General features: G+C 68.9%; 4 protein-coding genes. 2 read left to right on the top strand and 2 right to left on the bottom strand.

Annotated features, from left to right (window positions below):
- Positions 1-82: 82 nt before the first annotated feature.
- Both AC1DZ6_RS22565 and thiD read right to left on the bottom strand, forming a co-directional pair.
- Positions 83-667 carry a nucleotidyltransferase family protein gene (locus AC1DZ6_RS22565; protein ID WP_477099356.1) on the bottom strand — a complete coding sequence of 195 codons (585 nt, stop codon included), beginning with the start codon at positions 665-667 and terminating at the stop codon, positions 83-85.
- The gene (thiD, locus tag AC1DZ6_RS22560; RefSeq protein ID WP_477099355.1) at positions 664-1,482 is read right to left on the bottom strand and encodes a bifunctional hydroxymethylpyrimidine kinase/phosphomethylpyrimidine kinase; all 819 of its coding nucleotides are present in this window, start codon (positions 1,480-1,482) and stop codon (positions 664-666) included. Before thiD ends, AC1DZ6_RS22565 begins: the two co-directional genes overlap by 4 nt.
- A gap of 121 nt (positions 1,483-1,603) precedes the next feature.
- Between thiD and AC1DZ6_RS22555 the strand changes: the two genes are divergently transcribed.
- Together AC1DZ6_RS22555 and AC1DZ6_RS22550 are read left to right on the top strand one after the other, a co-directional pair.
- Positions 1,604-2,167, top strand: coding sequence for a hypothetical protein (locus AC1DZ6_RS22555; protein WP_477099354.1), 564 nt, complete (start codon positions 1,604-1,606; stop codon positions 2,165-2,167).
- Entirely contained in the window at positions 2,157-2,519 is a 363-nt protein-coding gene (locus AC1DZ6_RS22550; RefSeq protein ID WP_477099353.1) for a hypothetical protein, read from the top strand. Before AC1DZ6_RS22555 ends, AC1DZ6_RS22550 begins: the two co-directional genes overlap by 11 nt.
- The last annotated feature ends 436 nt before the right edge of the window (positions 2,520-2,955 follow it).

Below are 2,955 nucleotides of genomic sequence, written 5' to 3'. Positions count from 1 at the left end.
GATCCGGGACCGCCGGAAGCTCTGAGTTCACGCGTCGGTCCCGGATCTGCGCGCTGCGCGCTTGTCCGGGATGACAGTCGTTTTAAGCCCCCTCCACCGTGATCTCCGGCCAGCGCGCCTGGGCCGAGCCGGTCGTGCGTTCCCAGCCGCCCGCGCCCTTCACCCGCAACGGGTTGGGCCGCAGGTGCAGGGCGAACAGATCGTCCAGCCCGAACGGCGCGAACACCGACAGGCTGTCGTCGGCCTCCATCCGCACGCCCACGCAGAAGGCCGTGGCCACGAAGCGCTTCAGGGCGTCGGCGCTGGTCAGCAGCGGCGGATAGGGCTCGTCGGCCCCGAACTTCTTCTCGAACCAAAGGTGGACGCGAGCCTGGTTGCGCACCTCGACCAGGCTCTTCAGCGGCTCGTCGAATCGGGCCGCCACGCGCTGGATCACCACGTCCTCGGCCTCGTACGAGGTGTCGGAATCGTCGTGATAGGCCACGTCGTAGTCCTTGATCCCGTAGTCGGGCGCCCGGCCGGTCAGGTGGTTCCAGACCGGCTGGTAGATCGCGCCGGAAAAGATCATCGCGTCGGGCAGGTCCAGGTCGCGGACGGTCCGCAGCACCTGCATGGTGGTGGGCACGCCGTGGATGATGTCGACGAGGCGGGCTTCGAGATCGCTCATTTGCGCCCTTCCCGGTGGACCGGCCAGCCGTGGTCCAGCGGCCCATGGCCCGCGCCGAACCCCGGCGCGCGCAGCATGGCCTCGTGGACATAGTTCCAGGCGCGGGCGACCGACTCGGTCAGGCTCATCCCCTGGGCCAGGCCCGTGGCGCAGGCGCTGGCCAGGGTGCAGCCGGTGCCGTGGGTGTGGCGGGTCTCGATCCGCTCGCCCTCGAAGGCGGTTTCGCCCTGGCGGGTGATCAACAGGTCGACGACCCGCTCGCCGTCAACATGGCCGCCCTTCATCAGCACCGCCTGGGCGCCCAGTTCCAACAGGGCCTCGCCGGCCCGGCGCAGGTCGTCGGTGGTCTCTACGCTCAGGCCGGTCAGGGCCGCGGCCTCGGGCGCGTTGGGGGTCAGCAGGGCCGCGCGGGGGATCAGCAGACTTTTCAGCGCGCCGATCGCCTCCTGGGCCAGCAGCGAGGCGCCGCCCTTGGCGATCATCACCGGGTCGATGACGGCCGGCGCGCCTTTGGCGCTGTCCAGCACCCGGGCCACGACCTCGACCGTGGCGGCGTCGCCCAGCATGCCGGTCTTGAAGGCGTCGGCCCCGATATCGTCGAGCACGGCGCGCGCCTGGGCCTCGACGATGTCCAGCGGGATCGGATGCACGCCGGTCACGCCCAGGGTGTTCTGCACGGTGACGGCGGTGATCGCCGTGGCCGCATAGCCGCCCAGGACGGTGATGGTCTTGATGTCGGCCTGGATCCCCGCCCCGCCGCCGGAATCCGATCCGGCGAGGACGAGCACGCGGCCTTTATGAGAGGCTTGGGTCATGGAGAGGTTCTAGCGGGGAGTCGGGGGTCTGGGGTAGGCGGTTTGAAACGGCGCCGTCGCCGGAACCTTCACCGCAACCCGCACGTAGTCCCTGTCAGGTTGCGTTGGCCGGGGTCCCCACATGATAAAATCGCTGTGCGTCGCGCTGATCGCGGCGGCCTGTCTCGCGCCGGCTTCGGCCTGGGCCCGCGACGACGCGGACTTCGATCCGGCGACCATCGACCTGGCCAAGCTGATCGAATGCCGCACCTACGACGTGCCGTCGTACAACGCCCTGGCCTTCTGGCTGGTCGGCGACGAGGCGGTCCAGGCGCGCGCCCGCTTCGGGCTGACCGAGGAAAAGACCGCCAACTTCATGCTCAAGGCCTATGTGCTGAAAGCGCCGATCACGGTGTTCGGACGCCAGACGCGCCACATCGTGTTCAACAGCTCCGGCCCGATGGCGGTGCTCGACGAGGCCGACCCGCATCCGCTGGCCCGGCAGCTGGAGATCCAGCCGGCGATCGACATCCCGGCCAAGTTCCTCGGCGAGCGCGAGATCGCCACCACCACCGACAAGGGCGAGGCCGGCGGCTTCACCTACAAGACCCGCGTCACCCTCAACGTCTCCACCGTCACCTCCCATCCGGGCAAGACGCTGGCGGGCTGCAGCTACACGTTCGAGATGATCGAAAATGCCCGCTAGACCGACCCTCGCCGCGCTCTACGCCCTGGCCGTGCTGGCGACCGCCGGATCGGCCCTGGCCCAGGACCTCTTCATCGGCACGGTCGATATCCAGAAGGACCAGCTCATCCTGACCCGCTGCGACCTGGTCGCCAATCGCTACGTCCTGCGCGACCGTACGGGCGAGGCCGACAAGCCGGTCGCCAAGCTGCGCGAGCGGCTGAAGACCTTGAAGGCCCCGGTCTATGTCGAGGTGATCGGCGAGTATGTCGAAATCCAGGGCGAGGACGGCAACGGGCTGGACGTGATCGGCCTGGAGACCATCACGGCCGGCAAGTCCTGCCACCTGATCGACGCCCTGCCGTCGCGGTAGAGGTCAAAGTTATCCACAGGCCTGCGTCTTCCTTCTCCCCTTGCGGGAAGGGTCGGGGATGGGGGTGACCGCTGAGCCGGCGGAGCGGGGAACGCTGCGCGTTCACCCCATCCGACCCGCTTCGCGGGCCACCTTCCCCCATCACGGGGGAAGGAAAGAGGGCGTCTATCCCCGCGATTTTCGATCCCGCGCTCAACGAATTCAACGCGCTACACAAAAACGCACGTTTCCTATCCCCACCCTCCAGGACGGCCGCACACTGGTCGCATGACCCAGACCAACATCCCCGCCTGGTGCCAGGCCCTGCAAGCCAAGCTCATGGCCGCCCTCGACGCGGCCTGGGCGATCCTCGAAGCCAGCGACGACCCCGCCGAGATCCGCCGGGTCCGCGACCGCGCCAAGGCGTGCGGCGAGCTGGCCGCCGTCGCCCGCAAGG

Source organism: Caulobacter sp. P1_B12_2, assembly GCF_056406675.1.
This window is presented reverse-complemented; position numbering and strand designations above follow the sequence as displayed.

Excerpts from the sequence above, each read along its gene's own strand:
- thiD (WP_477099355.1), bottom strand. The coding sequence starts at position 1,482 with ATGACCCAAGCCTCTCATAAAGGCCGCGTGCTCGTCCTCGCCGGATCG.
- AC1DZ6_RS22550 (WP_477099353.1), top strand. The coding sequence starts at position 2,157 with ATGCCCGCTAGACCGACCCTCGCCGCGCTCTACGCCCTGGCCGTGCTG.
- AC1DZ6_RS22565 (WP_477099356.1), bottom strand. The coding sequence starts at position 667 with ATGAGCGATCTCGAAGCCCGCCTCGTCGACATCATCCACGGCGTGCCC.
- AC1DZ6_RS22555 (WP_477099354.1), top strand. The coding sequence starts at position 1,604 with ATGATAAAATCGCTGTGCGTCGCGCTGATCGCGGCGGCCTGTCTCGCG.